Source organism: Ochrobactrum sp. EDr1-4, from assembly GCF_049199085.1.
GTDB lineage: Bacteria > Pseudomonadota > Alphaproteobacteria > Rhizobiales > Rhizobiaceae > Brucella.
On record NZ_JBLZOF010000002.1, the window covers coordinates 718,003 to 733,434 of the forward strand.

A 15,432-nucleotide genomic window follows, 5' to 3' on the forward strand; every position below is an offset into this window, starting at 1 on the left:
AGAAAACACTCAGGCATGGACGATTGAGTTCAGGAAGAACCGGGCACGCTCGGTCTGCGGATTATCAAAGAAAGCATCGGGTGCGTTCTGTTCGATGATCTCGCCTTTCTCCATGAAGATGATGCGGTCTGATATACGGCGCGCAAATGACATCTCATGTGTCACAACCAGCATTGTCACGCCTGTGCGCGCAAGACTCTGGATCACATCAAGAACTTCTCCAACCATTTCGGGGTCGAGCGCCGATGTCGGTTCATCAAACAGCAACACTTCCGGTTCCATAGCCAATGCGCGTGCGATTGCGACGCGTTGCTGCTGCCCGCCAGAAAGCTGATCCGGATATTTGTTAACATGCTCGCTCAGGCCAACACGTTGCAGAAGCTGGTGCGCTTTTTCTTCAGCCTCAGCCCAACTGCGACCACGCACCCGCACAGGCGCAATAGCGACATTGCGCAAAGCCGTCATATGCGGAAACAGGTTGAACTGCTGAAAGACCATTCCAACTTCAGCGCGAACTTTCTCGAGTTCTTTGCCTTCACGAACTGGAACACCATCAACCACAATCGAGCCAGATGAAAACGTCTCAAGAAGATTGATGCACCGGATGAGTGTTGATTTACCCGAGCCGGATGAACCAATAATTCCAACAACCTCCCCGCGGCGTACCGAGAGGTTCACATTCTTCAATGCATGGAATTTTCCGTAGTATTTTTCCAAAGCCGAGATTTCGATCAGCGTCTCAGAACTCTGCTTGTTCGGATTTTCGTTACTCATAATGTTCTTCCTCCCACGCAACCGCTATCGGCGCTTTTTTTGCCGCTGCTCAAGCATACTGACAACGCGAACCATCGGGATCAGCATCAACAGATAGAGAATGGCAGCACCAACAAGCGGTGAGGGATTGGCATAGTAAGCCTGTGCCTGCGTTGCCTGCTTCAGCAGATCGGGCAGCGCAACAACAGATGCTAGTGCGGTGTCTTTTATCAAGCCAACAGCAACCCCGGTTGCCGGCGGAATGACGAGACGCATAGCCTGAGGTAAAATAATATCCACCATCAACCGTGGCCACGAGAACCCAAGAGCATGCGCCGCTTCAAACTGGCCACGAGGAACTGCTTCGATACCAGCGCGGAACGTTTCGGCCATATAAGCCGAGGCAACCAGCGAAATAGCTGTTGTCGCCGCCCAGAATGCAGACAACCGTAGCCCGACAAAAGGCAATGCGTAATAAACAAGGACGAGCAAGACCAACAACGGAATTGCACGAAAAACATCGATGTAAGCAATCGCAAAAATTCGAATGGGTTTCGGTGCATACATCCGGATCAGCACCAGAACGAGCCCCAGAATGACCGAGACAATCAAGCTGGTTACACCCAGCAGTGCCGTTAATCCGAAACCCTGCAACATCAGCGGGGCTGCGTTCTTGAGAACCTCAAAGTTCAGAAACGTTGAGTAAAAATCCATAGGCGAGACCAACTATCCCAATAGTGGAAGACGAGTTATCCGTCGGGCAAAATTGCCGGAGATTTCTCCGGCAATTTACTGATCAAAAGGCGATCACTTACCGGGGATTGAACGCACTTCAACGGTGCTCGAATCTTTGGCGGGTGCGGTGCCGAACCATTTTTCATGGATACGGGCGATTTCACCGTCTTCCTTGAGCTTACTGATCACAGCGTCGAGTTCTGGAAGCAGTGGGCTGTCTTTTGCCAACATAATCGCGAACTGTTCGTTCGTTGGGATCGTGTCGACAATCGCATATTGCGGCTTGTCTTTGATGTAATATGCATCGATTGGGCAATCATGGACAAAGGCGGCCACGCGTCCGGTCGCGATATCGAGCATAGGCTCGCTCACACCATCATAGCGATTGATTTCGGTAATGCCGTATTTGTCTTTGTTTTCCGTCGCCCACATCTCGCCGGTTGTTCCAGTGACAACCGCCAGCACCTTGCCATTCAAGTCTTTCAGGCTTTTTACATCGCCGTTTGAACTCGTTGTGAGGCAGGCGTCCGCATCGTAATGAGGCTGGGTAAAAGCAACAGACTCTAGACGTTTATCTGTAATCGTGACCGTACCAATCGCAATATCAGCGCGACCAGATTGTACCGTCGCGAAAATGCTGTTGAATGGCATCTGGGTGTAATTGATCTTCTTACCGGTGCGCTCACCAATGAGATTAACCAGATCAACCTCAAAACCAACAAGATTGCCAGAGCCATCTTCAAACTCAAATGGCACATTGGCCGTGACCGAAGCCACGTTCAGGTCGCTTGCATGTGCTGCACCCGCGAACATCGAAATGACACTGGCGAATAGAATTGCACGCTTCATCATGTTTGGAACCTCCCGTTTCCGACAACAGTCTTGAGTACTGCTGGCAAACGGGTACACTGACGAAATTCGCGCCGGTATCACCCCTAGGGGGGACAGAACATCGGCGGGCAGTGAGCATAATACAATGATGAAAATGCAGCACAGTGGCACGAACAAAACCCAAGATTCTGTAGTCGCTGAAATGATCTCCGCGATCGACAATCCAGAATATCCACGCATTGCAATGAGGGCACTCAACCGCTTGGTTCAGGCCGATGCATCAGCGATGTACGTCTATTCGGGTGATGCGTTAGTTTACATTCTCGACGACGACATCGGGCATCTCGTGGATAGCCGATTCCTCGATAGCTATCGCAAGACAACCTATCGTCTCAACCCGTTCTACCAGCACCATCGGATTGGTATTGAAAGCGGCGCATACACGATGGGGCAATTGGCACGCAGCCAATCTTTCAGAAAACCGCTCGCTGAATTCACCGGTATTGAGATCGATGACGCTGAGGAAATCGGCTATCGCACGCATGGGTTTCCCAAGCGCTGTTCAGAACTTGCGATTGCTGTAAAATTATCGCCGCTGCAAACAGTGCAGATCGCTCTATACCGCTCTGGTTATAATGCGTTTCAGACGCATGAACTCTCAACGCTTAAAGGGCTCAACCAGACATTCAGCGCACTTTACAGCCGGTTCTGGCAACACCATCAGTTGAGCCATGTCAGTGACGACAATTTATTGCAAAGTGCACTTCAGGGATTGTCTCACGGCGCGCTTTCAAACCGCGAACAGGAAGTGCTTCTACTTGATTTGAATGGAAGTGACGCGCGGCAAATTGCTGGTAAGCTCAACATCTCAGAAGAGACCGTAAAGACCCATCGAAAACGGGCTTTCATCAAATTGGGCTTGAACACCAAGTCGCAGTTGTTTCAAACAATCCTGCGCCGAATTATTCATAAAAAAGGCGTTGAATAGTCTTCAGTACATTTTAAGAAAGTTCGATCGAAAACGCCGTTTCATCTGCTCAAATACCTCCTACTCTTTTTTGAATGACTGACCGTTCAAAATGGCTATAAAAAATTATTAACATGATTTTTCGGCCCGGAAACATGAGTTCCAACAAACCTTAAGCGGAATATTATTCTAATATTGGATGAAAAATATTTTATTTATTGCTTGTTGAGCATTTCCTCCAATGAGATTAACAAGTCTTGAAAGTCATGTTCTCCTTTTAAGCGTCAAAGTGCAAAAATGCCCCACCAGAAAAGCCCGATCATTTCGCTGCAGCCTTCACGGCGGCAATTTCTTAGCATGTCAGCCGGAGCTGCCGTCGCCGCTGGTTTAGGGATGACAGCATCAGGATTGCTGCTGCCAACACAGGCACGCGCTCAGGATACGAAGCCACAAAAGGGCGGGCATCTGGTTATTGCCATGCACTCCGCTTCCAGCTCGGACCATCTGGATCCCGCATCCTACACGATGGCATATATGTACACCGTCGGCTTTCAGCTATTTAACACACTGCTGGAGCTCGGCCCTGATGGTAAGCTCACGAGCGCTCTGGTTGAAAGCTGGGAACCAGCCAATGCCGATGCAAGCAAATGGGTATTCCGCCTGCGCAAGGACGTGACCTTCCACAATGGTAAAGAGCTGACTGCGAAGGATGTAGTCTACTCACTCAATCATCATCGTGGTGATGATACCAAATCCGGCGGCAAAGGCGTGCTTCTCGCCGTCACGGATGTTGTGGCATCTGACACGCATGAGGTGACTGTTACGCTCAATGCGGGGAATGTCGATTTTCCGGCAGCTTTCGTCGATTATCATCTGGGCATCGGACCTGACGGCGAAGACTTCGACAAAGGTATTGGCACTGGCGCATTCATTCTTGAAGATTTCCAGCCCGGCGTGCGCGCATTAACCCGCCGCAATCCGAACTACTGGCATCCAGATCGCGCCAATGTGGATTCCGTTGAAACCATCGCTATGGATGATACTACTGCGCGCATGGCGGCATTGATGAGCGGTCAGGCGCATATCGTCAACGCCGTCGAGCCGCGTTTGGTCAGCCATCTGAGTGCGCGCCCTGACATCCAGATTCTGCGTACGCCAGAAAACTCAATGTATTGCTTCCCGATGCGCACAGATTCTGAATTGTTGAAAAACAACGATCTGCGTCTGGCGCTCAAATATGCAATCGACCGCGAAGAGTTACAGAAAAGTTTGCTGGTTGGTACCGGCGCTGTTGGCAACGATCACCCGATCCCGTCATGGAACCCACTTTATTCCAAGGATGTTCCACAGCGCGCCTACGATCCTGAAAAGGCCGTATTTCATCTGAAAAAGTCAGGCTTCTCCGGCTCAATTCCGCTCAGTGTTTCGGATAACGGTTTTACCGGATCGGCAGATGCAGCACAGCTTTATCAGGCATCGGCGGCAAAAGCAGGCATCACGATTGATGTTGAGCGCGTGCCATCCGATGGTTACTGGGATGAAGTCTGGCTGAAAAAGCCGTTCGTCGCGTCCAACTGGTCAGTTCGCCCAACTGCTGATGCGATGCTTTCGATGCTGCTCCAGACTGGCGCTCCATGGAATGAAACCGGCTGGAGCAATGAAACATTTGACAAGTTGCTTGCCACATCCCGCGTTGAGCTGGATGAAGCAAAGCGCAAGCAGATTTATCACGACATGCAAGTGCTGATCGTGGAAGATGGCGGAGAACTGATCCCGGTCTTTACCGATAATCTTGCTGCCGCCAGTGGCAAGGTAAAGGGTTATGTTTCCGTACCGGGTGGTGGCGATATGAGCGGTTATCGTCTGGCTGAAAAGGTCTGGCTTGAAGAATAGCAGAGACAATAACGGATAGTTAACTCTGATTACCATTGCATCCCCAAAGGCGGCCCCGCTTTTGGGGAATGCCTATCACAAGGGTCTTGGCATTGATGCGCCGAACGGGTAACACCGGCGGCACCTCCCCGTTTTGACCGCCTATGTCCGGACCGCCAATGACAGATGTGTCACCAGACCAATCCGCCAGCGATAGCAAGAAAGCCGCGACTTCCGACCGTACATATTCCGTCGGTTTTTTGCGCGGCAGCTCGCTTTCAGGACTGATCTTCAAGCGCTTGTTGCTTGGTGTCGTATTGCTGTGGGCTATTTCAGTTGTCATTTTTGCCGGAACACAAATTTTGCCCGGTGATGTAGCCACTGCAATGCTGGGGCAACAGGCAACGCCACAGGCCGTCGAAAACATCCGCAAAGAGCTAGGCTTAGAGCGATCGGCTGTGCAGCGTTATACGGAGTGGCTCGGCAATGCAGTTCAGGGTGATCTCGGGCGCAGCTATTCCAATCGGCAGGACATTGCAAAAAGCATAGCGCCGCGCCTGTCTAATACGCTCTATCTCGCGGCAATGGCCGCGCTGTTTGCAATACCGATTGCCCTGTTGCTGGGCATCATTTCCGTTCTTTATGCAGGAACTGCGATTGATCGTGGCATCGCGGTCGCAACGCTTGGCACAATATCGCTGCCAGAGTTTTTCGTGGCCTATATTCTGATCGCCTATTTTGCGATTTCGCTTGGTCTTTTGCCATCAAGCGCCATTGTGAATCCTTCCATGAGCGGCTGGCAGCGCCTGACAGCGATTGCCCTGCCCTGTATGACGCTGGTGATCGCTGTTACCGGACATATGGTGCGCATGACACGCGCATCACTTCTTGCGGTGATGTCATCGCCCTATATTGAGACTGCTCAGCTGAAAGGCCTGCCACGTTGGCGCATTCTGCTCAAACATGCACTACCCAATGCACTCTCACCCGTTATTAATGTCATAGCACTCAACCTCGCCTATCTGGTTGTGGGTGTGGTCGTTGTTGAAGTGATCTTCGTTTATCCGGGCATGGGTCAATATATGGTCGACCATGTCTCCAAACGCGATGTGCCGGTCGTGCAAGCTTGCGGGCTTATATTTGCAGCCGTTTACATTGGCCTTAACATCATTGCTGATGTGATCGTCATTCTGACCAATCCACGGCTAAGGCATTCGGGATGAAAAAGCGCAACAAAAGCTCGCAGCTCTTGGCAGTTATCGGCTTTGGCGGAATCGCCTTCTTTTTGTTCGTTGCAGTTTTTGCAGAATGGCTTGCGCCACACCCCATTTCGGAAGTCGTCGGCAGCGTGTGGCAAGGCCCCTCCCCCGAAGCGCTGCTTGGAACCGATAATATTGGCCGTGATCTCCTGTCACGCGTCATATGGGGCACGCGGTTAACGCTTTCGATTGCCGCAGCAGCCACAATTCTCGCATTTATGATCGGTGTGCCACTTGGTTTTCTTGCAGCCCTGACCCGTGGCTGGCCGGATCAGGTTCTGTCTCGTGGCAACGACCTGCTGATGGCCATACCAACGCTAATTTTTGCACTCGTCGTGCTCGCTGTTCTGCCAAAAAGTATTTTCATTCTCATTGCAGTTATCGCAGTTCTGGAGGCAACCCGCGTTTTCCGCGTCGGCCGCGCGATTGCCTCAGATATTGTGGTGCTGGATTATATCGAAATCGCACGGCTGCGTGGCGAGAGCAAAAGCTGGATTATCTTTCATGAAGTCCTGCCAAACGCTCTGTCCCCACTACTTGCAGAATTTGGGTTGCGTTTTGTGTTTTCCATCCTGTTCCTTTCGACCCTTTCTTTTCTGGGACTCGGTGTGCAGCCGCCGATTGCCGATTGGGGAAGTCTGGTTAAGGAAAACAAGGACGGGCTGATGTTCGGCGTGTTTGCTGCGCTTATTCCGGGTGGTGCTATTGCTTTGCTTGCGATCAGCGTGAACTTTGTCGTGGACTGGACTTTACAGCGCACGACCAGCCTCAAGCGAGGCACGCAAAACAATGGATAATCCCAACACACAACCATTGCTGAAAATCACTGGTCTTCAGATAAGCTCCGACGATTGTCTTGTCGTCGATGGCATTGATCTGACCTTGCAAAAAGGCCGCGTTCTTGGCCTGATCGGGGAATCCGGCGCCGGCAAATCTACTATAGGTCTTGCAGCCCTTGGTTTCGCACGCGGCGGGCTTGAGATCACCGGCGGGACAATCACGCTGGATGGGCAGGACGTACTTTCACTATCTCGCAAGAGCACGCAGAAACTGCGCGGCAGCAGGATCGCCTATGTTGCGCAATCGGCTGCGGCTGCGTTCAACCCGGCACACAAGCTGATTGATCAAGTGACAGAAGCCGCCATCTGGCATGGACTGATGAAACGCAGCGAAGCGAAAGCCCGAGCTGTTGAACTGTTCACGCTCCTCGGCCTGCCAGATCCGCACCGTTTTGGCGAGCGCTATCCGCATCAGGTCTCGGGCGGTCAGCTTCAGCGTGCCATGACCGCAATGGCGCTTTGTACCAGTCCCGATCTTGTGGTATTTGATGAGCCGACAACCGCGCTTGATGTGACAACCCAGATTGAGGTGCTGATCGCCATCAAGAAAGCAATAGCAACGACAGGAACAGCGGCGCTTTATATTTCGCACGATCTGGCAGTGGTGGCGCAGATTGCCGATGACATTATGGTCTTGCGCCACGGACAAATGGTGGAACAAGGGTCGGTGCGCGAAATTTTTGATGCACCGCGCGAAGACTATACGCGCCAGCTTGTGGCTGTTCGTCAAAAGGAAATCGAAGGCCGCGCAGAAAGCTCGGCTTCTCTGCTTTCTATCAAAAATATCTCGGCTGCTTATAACCCGGCGACACCTGTACTGACCGAAATTACCCTTGATCTCGCAAAAGGCCAGACACTGGCTATCGTGGGGGAATCTGGTTCCGGCAAATCAACGCTCGCCCGCGTTGTCAGCGGACTTCTTGAGCCCACTGCCGGGGAAATTCGCTTTGATGGCGCAGTGCTGCCAGCAAGCCTGGACAATCGCTCAAAAGAGACTTTGCGCAATATCCAGATGATTAGCCAGTTGCCCGATCTGGCGCTGAACCCACGTCGGACCATAGCGGACATCATCAGCAGGCCGTTGCAGTTCTATTTTGGAATGCCACGCGATGCACGGCGCAAATCTGTCGCTGAGTTAGTGGACCTCACAGAACTGCCAAAGAGCCTTCTCGAACGGTATCCGGCAGAACTCTCAGGCGGTCAGAAACAGCGCGTCTGCATCGCGCGTGCGCTTGCTGCGCGTCCCAAACTGCTTCTATGCGATGAACCAACATCGGCTCTCGATCCCTTAGTGGCTGAGGGAATTCTGGAACTCTTGCGTCGCGTGCAAAGCGAGACAGAAACCTCATATCTCTTCATCACACATGATCTCGCAATTGTTCGCGCCATAGCCGACAAAATCGCCGTCATGCACCGGGGATCAGTTGTGCGTTATGGCCTAAAGGCAGATGTACTCAACCCACCCTATGACGATTATACCGCAAAGCTTCTTGCATCGGTACCGCAAATGCAGCCAGGCTGGTTGGATGACATCATTGCGCAGCGCACAGACCCTACTACTGCAGATACAATAAGGACATAAAAGCATGAGCAGCAAAACAGTCATTCTCGATGGTGGCATGGGTCGGGAATTAGAACGTGTTGGCGCACCGTTCCGTCAGCCGGAATGGTCGGCTCTCGCGCTTATCGAAGCTCCGCACTTTGTCCGCGAAGTGCATGACGGTTATATCGCTGCCGGCGTTGATGTTATTACCACCAACAGCTATGCGGTTGTCCCCTTTCACATAGGCGAAGAACGCTTTGCTGCGGAAGGCCACAAACTCGCAGCTCTCTCTGGAACAATTGCACGCGAAGCAGCCGATGCGGCGACGCGTAAAGTCAAAGTAGCCGGATCATTGCCACCCGTTTTCGGATCCTACCAGCCTGAGCTTTTCAATCCAGCTCGTGCAGGTGAATTGCTTGATGTATTGGTGGATGGACTTGCACCTTCCGTCGATCTCTGGCTTGCTGAAACCCAGAGCAGCCTCATTGAGGTCAAAGCTGCATATGAAGCCATCCGTGCAACCGGAAAGCCGCTCTGGATTTCCTACACTCTGCGCGATGATGTTGCGCCGGAAGCCATGACGGAAGCACAGCTTCGTTCCGGTGAAACAGTGGCTGAGGGTGCCCGACTTGCGGCTGAGCTCGGAGCAGAAGCGCTGCTTTTCAACTGTGCAATGCCCGAAGTTATGGATGCAGCCATTCTTGCGGCAAAGCAGGTCTTTGATGAACTGGACAAGGATATTCCAATTGGCGTTTATGCCAATGCATTTCCATCACAACAGGGCGATGAAGAGGCAAACGCAACTGTTACCGAAGTTCGCGCTGATCTTAATCCCGATGCCTATGGTGCATGGGCACAGCGTTGGGTCAAAAACGGTGCTGGTATCATTGGTGGCTGCTGTGGCATCGGCACCAACCATATTCACGCATTATCAAACCAGTATCTTTGCGCATAACTAAAAGAGGCGGCTGAAAAGCCGCCCAATTTTTTCTAAGATAAAATACGCGCTGCTGCCAATGAGAGCGCTACAACGCCATTGGCAATGGAACGTTCATCCGGCTGATAATCGGAATTATGCAGCTTGTCTTCACGACCTTCCTGCGCAGCACCAATACCTAGCTGGAACGACGGCACTCGTTCACCAACCAGTGCAAAGTCTTCAGAACCCAAGCTTCCGCCGCGCTTGAAGAACACATCGCCATAATGCTCGCGGATAACCGCGCCCGTTGTTTCGATCAAATAGGAATCGGAGACCATTGATGGCACACCGCGCACATAATTGATTTCGCAACGCACGCGTAATGATGCTTCAAGCCCGCCACAAATGCGACGGACGGCAGCTTCAATAATGTCGCGCGCCTCGCGGTCCTGACAACGCACGGTCCCCATAATCGCAACGGAGTCCGGGATGATGTTATGCGTATGACCGCCATGTATAGAGCCAATAGTCAGAACAGCCGCCAGCATTGGATCAACCTCACGCGATACGATTGTTTGTAACTGCGTGATAAGCTGTGCTGTAGCGACGATCGGGTCCACGGCCTGATGCGGACGCGCGGCATGACCGGAAGCCGCATGAACAGTAATATCAAACTCGTCAGATGAACCGTTCGCAACACCTTCCACAAACGTAAATGTGCCTGTTGGTTCATCAGGATGGTTATGAAAGCCAAGCGCATAGTCAACGCCATCAAGAATGCCATCGGCAATCATGGCCCGCGCGCCGCTCTCCTGTGTTTCTTCTGCCGGCTGGAACATCAGCTTCACATTACCGCTCAGACGCGGAGCAATATCTTTCAAAACCTTGCCAATGCCGATCAGTGTCGCGGTATGCAGATCGTGACCACAGGCATGCATTTTACCCGGGTGAAGACTGGCAAACGGAAGTCCCGTTTGCTCTTCGATTGGCAGAGCATCCATATCGGCGCGGATGATCAAAGTCGGCCCCGGACGACCGCCCTTAATCAGACCGACAACACCGGTCCGCCCCACGCCTGTCTGATGCTCAATGCCTAAGCTTGCCAGTTCGCGCGCAACCACGCCGGCTGTTCGCTCCACATCAAAACCGGTTTCCGGATGAGCATGGATATCCCGGCGCACCTCAATCAGATGCGGTTCAATGTCGTTGGCGAGGCTCTGTACAAAAGATGAAAGATCGTTGAGCAGATTGGGATCGGATTGAGCGGTCATAGTTGTATCCAGTTAAATCAAGATGGATTTGCTTAAACACTCGAATGCTCACTGACCAGATTTATTATTTTATTTTGTTTGTTGCCCTTAACGATAGCGGCCTTTCCCTGCTTTTACCCTAGTGGGGAAAAGCTAATCTATCAACGCCTCTAAATTTAAGCGATGTTCTGCTGTAAAGGAATTTTACAGCAGAACGCGCTTACTTACCACTTCACTTTGAAGCCAACATTGCCTTTGATTGCATAGCTGTCGCCAAAGTTGTTGAGGCTGGTATTGACGAGGCCCTCGCCATAGATCGAATATTTATCGTCGTTCCAGTTGTACGAACCGCCAAGACCCAGTCCACCCCATATCCGATCATTGCGGCTCGTGAAGCTGCTTTCCGCAACATTCACACGCGTGCCTTTGAGAAACTCGTAATAGAGATTAGCAATCCCATACACCCGTGTCCGATCCAGCATGCCATTGGCATTCTGCCATGAGTTCTCATGATCAACCGTCAGACCAAGACGACCCTGCAAGCTTTCTCCACGATCAAGGCTGACATCTGCATCAAATGCATCCGTGAATGCATCAAAATCAACATTGGAATACGTCAACTGTGCCTGTGGTGTCAGTGACCATGCTTCATTGATGGCAAAACGCTGCCCGCCTTCAAGTGATAAAGCATAGCCAAAGCCATGATTGTTATCGGTGAGGCCTGTATTGGCAGTCGTCGAATGAAGATCACTGCGATACCACGTCACCTGACCCTGACCATCAAGGTAAAAGCCATTCTCGCCATACCAGGTGAGCGTTCCGCCAAGACCATAGCCGTCTGTGCTGATATCACCATCGCCGTGGGCTGAATTGGTTTTCGTCTTGCCATGGGCATAATGCACCGTGAAGCCGCCAATCAGCTTGCCGTTTTCGGTTTCCGTCAGCATGCCATCAATACCAGCCTGCATTTTGAAGACATTCTGGTTGTAATTGGTATCAGAGGTCGAAAAGCGCGGCTCCATATGGTTATGCGAACCTTCAATGCGACCCCAGACGCCATTGCCATTGATTGCAGCACCGGCTTCATCAGATACTGCATAAGGCGAGCCAACCGCATCAGCACCCTGCGCAACCACACGATTGCCATTGCCCGACCAGACACGGTTGCCGGTACGCTGCTGCAAGGTTGCAACACCATTCAAGCCAAGCAGAGCCTGCGGATAGGCTTCATAAACCGGAACACCAGCCTGATAGAGCGGTTCTGGCTCAACGGGATCCACAGGATCAGGATTGACTGGATCCACAGGATCAACCGGGTCTACAGGGTCCACAGGGTCCACAGGGTCCACAGGGTCTACAGGGTCGGTTGGTTGAAACTGCGAGCGTAAATACCAGTTGCCATCCGTCGGGTCTGATGAGACGCCCTGGAACAGCGAATAGGCATATTCACCGCCGACCACCACTTGTTGGCCTGATCTGGTTTTATAATCACCAATCAGACTAAATTGCCCATCCGCTGCGCCGCCCACCTCAATGATCTTGATACCGTTGACGGTTTGCGCGCCTGTGCCGCCAGCATTGATCACCCGAAGACTGCTTTCGCCGGTAGAGTCACCCTCTATAACAAGCTTGTCTGTTTCAGAGTTATCATCTCCAAGCTTAGTATTAAGCACAAGCAAGGTACCATCAGATGTGAAATCATTGTTAATCGTGAGCGTTTTGAAACCACCACTCTGCGGAGCCAGGAAAGCGACCACACCAGAACTATCAAGGTTGTTGAGCGCCGATGAACCTGTCAACTGCCACGCGCTGGTCTCATCGATCAATAACCGGTCGAGTACAACGCCCGTTTCACTCACACGAGAAGCACTTGTTAGCAGAGTGCCTTTAAGCAGGTTAAAGTCCACCTTACCGCTGGCAACAACAATGTCACCCTCCAGTGCTGATCCAACAGCATTTACACTCACTCTTCCGACTTCCATCGGAACCACATCGCTACCGCCTGTATAGTTATAAACCTCGCTAGAAAATAAAACATGGCTATCGCCGGATCCAGTAACGCGCGTATTCTCAAAATTAAACGTATTTTCGAAACCACCACTAACCAACACTGCGGCACCGTTCGAAGAGGTGATTTTTGAGTTTTTAACATCAATTGTGTTGGTATGTTTCGGCAAGCTGGTCATGTCATCAGGGGTATTATAACCGACTGTATATATGCCTGCAGCATCATTGCCTGAAGTTGTTATCGTCGTATCAGACATAGTCACTGCGGAACCAAACGTCAGGGCCACACCATGAGCATTTTCGCCCTTAGTTGTGATGGACGTACCTTCTGACATAACAATTCGACCCGTCTGGTGACTACGTGCGCCAATTGCACCTTCGCCAAGCGTGTTGATAATCAGTCCCCTGCCATCAATCGTGGAGCCTGTTGTTGCCAAAAGACCGTAGGCATTGATTCCTTCTGTCGTGATCTTTGTCGTATTAACAGTCACAAATGAGCCAGGCCAAGTTGCGCTGCCGCCATTACTAGCCGCGACGCCATAACCATAATCACCATAAGTATAGATATTACTGCGGCTTATAGCTGAGCGGACGTGGATGTTTTCAACGCCACTCGCGCGATCACCATGCGTGATAATATCGACATTATCTACCTGTATTTTAACTGTTCGAATATCGCTAATGTCGGCCACAGCGTTAATACCGTGACCATAGCCGCTCTGGGTTTCAATACGACCATTGCTCAGAAAAACATTACTTTTAGCGTTGGCATCAACGCCGTAATTATACGCAATAATTTCAAAGTTATTGGCTGTAAGTGATCCACTCATCACTCTGATGCCATGGCCAGAATGAACAACAATTTTTGTATCCTCGATCAACGCCGTAGCGCGCGTTGATGAGGCCTTTCCCTGAGCCGATATCCCCATTGTGTCAGCCTCAATGCTGCTTCCTTTGAGCAACAAGTGGGATTCACCAATCGTTAATATTCCATAACCCGATTTACCAATGCTTTTTATCTCGATATTTTGCAAATCAAGCGTCGCGCCGTCACCAGATAAATACGCCCCGCGCGCGCCTTCTCCTGCCGCCTCAATGATTGATTTTTTCCCATCAACACCGACAATTGTAACAATACTCGGAGAATATACATTCGACGAATCAATATGCAAAGCGTCTGCGGCACGCCCTTCACTGCGTATATCAACCTCCGAACCTGTGACTGTCAGGTTTCCGTTTGATATCCAAACCGCATAAGCACCCTGATCCGGACGGTCAACAGTTGTGTGCGCTATAAATTCAGAATCGACAACGACGCGCTCTTCGCCACTTAAAATACGTATCTGATCAGCCACACCCAACGAAGTAGTAGCAATAAGCGCAAATACAGAAACACCGATTAAAAATACTGACTTATGCCAGTTTAAACGTCTTTGAATTATAATCTTACTTGAATACGACATAAACCGCCCTCTTGACCGGAAAACCGCTATGTCAAAACGAAACGCCACGTATAAATATCCCACACTCATTATATACGGGTAGGAATTAATGACGTATGTCTCGTTAAGATTAGGTGACTGGGCGGCTACCTGCTTTATCTAACAGAAGGAACCTATGAAAATATTCATAAAAAGCATTGTATAAAAGTTCAATAAATTTTAGAAAAATACAATATATCGTGGACGCATTTATAAAATACGATTACTTTTCTCAATAACCTAATTCTTCGAATAAAAGATCTATCCAGATAATATCTTATGCTGCCGCCCGGCGAAATGCAGCAGGCGTCATACCAACATAACGTTTGAAAAGATTGGCAAAGTGAGCCTGATCGGCAAAACCGCAAACAAAGCCAATATCCATAAGTGGTAGCGATGAAGATGCAAGCAACTGCTTCGCTTTACTAACCCTCAAGCGAATAATATGTTGGTGTGGCGTCATATCCATTGTGCTCTTGAACCGCTGATAAAATGTCGTACGGCCCATAGCGCATAACGACGCGAGTTCGTCGATTTGGATATCTCGTCCCAGATGCTCAATCGCATAGTCATCAATTCTCAACAGGTGCTTGTCTGTAAGCTCACTGCGCAGTGCTTCTGATTTAACCGCAAATTTTGACAATATATCCGCGCATAAATCGCGTGACATAGAGTCAATCTCAAGCCGTGATAGATTGGGAGACACTGTCAAAAGTTGCTTTATCGAGCGGACAAACCAACTGATACTCGCACTTTTTCTTCCGAAGACATCAGAGAATGAAAGACCGTTTACATCCAAATCAAAGAGTTCATTTGCAACTTCGTGCAGCAACTCAGGTCTAAGAAAAATATGTACGGCTTCAGTTTCGTTGCCAATAATACAATCTACGGACATCTGAGGGTCGGCTATACATATAGAAAATGCAGGAACTATTGCACGTTCTCTCCGTCCTGAAATTATACGAAATACTTCAGT

The 15,432-nt window shown here is 50.5% G+C and carries 12 protein-coding genes; 6 read left to right on the forward strand and 6 right to left on the reverse strand.

Translation table 11 applies throughout. The annotated features are described in order from the left end of the window. Positions 1 to 9 precede the first annotated feature (9 nt). The 3 genes from ACOZHT_RS09730 to ACOZHT_RS09740 form a co-directional block, all read right to left on the reverse strand. On the reverse strand, positions 10 to 774 hold the full coding sequence (locus ACOZHT_RS09730) for an amino acid ABC transporter ATP-binding protein (protein WP_339514814.1): 765 nt from the start codon (positions 772 to 774) through the stop codon (positions 10 to 12). A gap of 24 nt (positions 775 to 798) precedes the next feature. Then, positions 799 to 1,467, reverse strand: a complete 669-nt coding sequence (locus tag ACOZHT_RS09735; protein WP_339514813.1) for an amino acid ABC transporter permease — start codon at positions 1,465 to 1,467, stop codon at positions 799 to 801. A gap of 93 nt (positions 1,468 to 1,560) precedes the next feature. Further along, positions 1,561 to 2,340, reverse strand: coding sequence for an ABC transporter substrate-binding protein (locus tag ACOZHT_RS09740; RefSeq protein WP_339514812.1), 780 nt, complete (start codon positions 2,338 to 2,340; stop codon positions 1,561 to 1,563). A gap of 124 nt (positions 2,341 to 2,464) precedes the next feature. Between ACOZHT_RS09740 and ACOZHT_RS09745 the strand changes: the two genes are divergently transcribed. The 6 genes from ACOZHT_RS09745 (at position 2,465) to ACOZHT_RS09770 (ending at position 9,754) form a co-directional block, all read left to right on the forward strand. Next, positions 2,465 to 3,307: a helix-turn-helix transcriptional regulator gene (locus ACOZHT_RS09745; protein WP_339514810.1), complete on the forward strand. Its 843-nt coding sequence runs from the start codon at positions 2,465 to 2,467 to the stop codon at positions 3,305 to 3,307. A 276-nt stretch (positions 3,308 to 3,583) separates the two neighbouring features. Beyond that, positions 3,584 to 5,179 carry an ABC transporter substrate-binding protein gene (locus ACOZHT_RS09750; RefSeq protein WP_339514808.1) on the forward strand — a complete coding sequence of 532 codons (1,596 nt, stop codon included), beginning with the start codon at positions 3,584 to 3,586 and terminating at the stop codon, positions 5,177 to 5,179. Between the two features lie 158 nt (positions 5,180 to 5,337). Next, complete coding sequence (locus ACOZHT_RS09755; RefSeq protein WP_339514807.1) at positions 5,338 to 6,381, forward strand: ABC transporter permease; 1,044 nt, start codon at positions 5,338 to 5,340, stop codon at positions 6,379 to 6,381. Continuing rightward, positions 6,378 to 7,214, forward strand: coding sequence for an ABC transporter permease (locus ACOZHT_RS09760; RefSeq protein WP_339514805.1), 837 nt, complete (start codon positions 6,378 to 6,380; stop codon positions 7,212 to 7,214). The genes ACOZHT_RS09755 and ACOZHT_RS09760 overlap by 4 nt, the downstream gene beginning before the upstream one ends. Beyond that, entirely contained in the window at positions 7,207 to 8,838 is a 1,632-nt protein-coding gene (locus tag ACOZHT_RS09765; RefSeq protein WP_339514803.1) for an ABC transporter ATP-binding protein, read from the forward strand. Before ACOZHT_RS09760 ends, ACOZHT_RS09765 begins: the two co-directional genes overlap by 8 nt. Before the next feature lie 4 nt (positions 8,839 to 8,842). Beyond that, on the forward strand, positions 8,843 to 9,754 hold the full coding sequence (locus ACOZHT_RS09770; RefSeq protein WP_339514801.1) for a homocysteine S-methyltransferase family protein: 912 nt from the start codon (positions 8,843 to 8,845) through the stop codon (positions 9,752 to 9,754). Between the two features lie 35 nt (positions 9,755 to 9,789). Here the strand turns inward: ACOZHT_RS09770 and ACOZHT_RS09775 are convergent, their stop codons facing one another. From ACOZHT_RS09775 to ACOZHT_RS09785, 3 genes are all read right to left on the reverse strand, one after another. Next, positions 9,790 to 10,989 carry a M20 family metallopeptidase gene (locus tag ACOZHT_RS09775; RefSeq protein WP_339514799.1) on the reverse strand — a complete coding sequence of 400 codons (1,200 nt, stop codon included), beginning with the start codon at positions 10,987 to 10,989 and terminating at the stop codon, positions 9,790 to 9,792. A gap of 203 nt (positions 10,990 to 11,192) precedes the next feature. Then, entirely contained in the window at positions 11,193 to 14,438 is a 3,246-nt protein-coding gene (locus ACOZHT_RS09780; RefSeq protein WP_421565659.1) for an autotransporter outer membrane beta-barrel domain-containing protein, read from the reverse strand. Positions 14,439 to 14,733: 295 nt separating this feature from the next. Next, positions 14,734 to 15,351 carry an AraC family transcriptional regulator gene (locus ACOZHT_RS09785; RefSeq protein ID WP_339514795.1) on the reverse strand — a complete coding sequence of 206 codons (618 nt, stop codon included), beginning with the start codon at positions 15,349 to 15,351 and terminating at the stop codon, positions 14,734 to 14,736. Between the last annotated feature and the right edge of the window lie 81 nt (positions 15,352 to 15,432).

What these genes read in the sequence shown, in the direction of transcription:
- ACOZHT_RS09730 (WP_339514814.1), bottom strand. Translation starts at nt 774, where the DNA reads ATGAGTAACGAAAATCCGAACAAGCAGAGTTCTGAGACGCTGATCGAA.
- ACOZHT_RS09735 (WP_339514813.1), bottom strand. Translation starts at nt 1,467, where the DNA reads ATGGATTTTTACTCAACGTTTCTGAACTTTGAGGTTCTCAAGAACGCA.
- ACOZHT_RS09740 (WP_339514812.1), bottom strand. Translation starts at nt 2,340, where the DNA reads ATGATGAAGCGTGCAATTCTATTCGCCAGTGTCATTTCGATGTTCGCG.
- ACOZHT_RS09745 (WP_339514810.1), top strand. Translation starts at nt 2,465, where the DNA reads ATGATGAAAATGCAGCACAGTGGCACGAACAAAACCCAAGATTCTGTA.
- ACOZHT_RS09750 (WP_339514808.1), top strand. Translation starts at nt 3,584, where the DNA reads ATGCCCCACCAGAAAAGCCCGATCATTTCGCTGCAGCCTTCACGGCGG.
- ACOZHT_RS09755 (WP_339514807.1), top strand. Translation starts at nt 5,338, where the DNA reads ATGACAGATGTGTCACCAGACCAATCCGCCAGCGATAGCAAGAAAGCC.
- ACOZHT_RS09760 (WP_339514805.1), top strand. Translation starts at nt 6,378, where the DNA reads ATGAAAAAGCGCAACAAAAGCTCGCAGCTCTTGGCAGTTATCGGCTTT.
- ACOZHT_RS09765 (WP_339514803.1), top strand. Translation starts at nt 7,207, where the DNA reads ATGGATAATCCCAACACACAACCATTGCTGAAAATCACTGGTCTTCAG.
- ACOZHT_RS09770 (WP_339514801.1), top strand. Translation starts at nt 8,843, where the DNA reads ATGAGCAGCAAAACAGTCATTCTCGATGGTGGCATGGGTCGGGAATTA.
- ACOZHT_RS09775 (WP_339514799.1), bottom strand. Translation starts at nt 10,989, where the DNA reads ATGACCGCTCAATCCGATCCCAATCTGCTCAACGATCTTTCATCTTTT.
- ACOZHT_RS09780 (WP_421565659.1), bottom strand. Translation starts at nt 14,438, where the DNA reads ATGTCGTATTCAAGTAAGATTATAATTCAAAGACGTTTAAACTGGCAT.
- ACOZHT_RS09785 (WP_339514795.1), bottom strand. Translation starts at nt 15,351, where the DNA reads ATGTCCGTAGATTGTATTATTGGCAACGAAACTGAAGCCGTACATATT.